Annotated in this window: 1 protein-coding gene; it reads left to right on the top strand. The window is 47.7% G+C overall.

Annotated elements, in window-relative coordinates; genetic code table 11:
• Positions 1-435 (top strand): MFS transporter (locus GFC01_RS17970; RefSeq protein WP_479723393.1); only part of this gene is annotated, 435 nt, incomplete at its 5' end.
• Positions 436-484: the final 49 nt, after the last annotated feature.

The following is a 484-nucleotide window of genomic DNA, read 5'->3' as shown; positions in this document are numbered from 1 at the left end:
GCGGTAAATAGTCTTGGGATCATCACGGCTGGACAAGTATTTGCCCGAGTTGCTGCGAAAATTGGTGAAGAGAAAGTCCTTCGCATTGGATTGCTGACAGCTGCATTAGGGGGAGTCACTTTATTTTTCATGATCTCAATTGATGCAGGATTGTACGGTATTCTGATTCCACTGTTTTTTGTTGTCTCAAGCGTTGGAATTGTCGGCACCTCTGCCCCGTCTCTTGCGATGCAGCATCACGGAGCGCATGCAGGAAGTGCAGCTGCACTGATCGGTGTGGCGCAAATGCTGCTAGGCGCCTGCATGACACCTCTTGTCGGACTAGCCGGAAGCCAAACAGCCTTTCCAATGGGTCTGATCATTATGCTTTGTGATCTAGGCGCACTTTGCTGTTATTTCTTCTTTGTGGCCCGAGCGAAAAAAAGACCCGAATAAGCGGGTTTAAAGACTATTGACAAAGGGCTAAAATGATCTTGATTTTAGC

It is taken from the genome of Desulfofundulus thermobenzoicus, from assembly GCF_009428905.1.
GTDB classification, from domain to species: domain Bacteria; phylum Bacillota; class Desulfotomaculia; order Desulfotomaculales; family Desulfovirgulaceae; genus Desulfofundulus_A; species Desulfofundulus_A thermobenzoicus.
The sequence above is the reverse complement of the archived record's forward strand: the minus strand, read 5'-3'. Positions and strand labels throughout refer to the sequence as shown.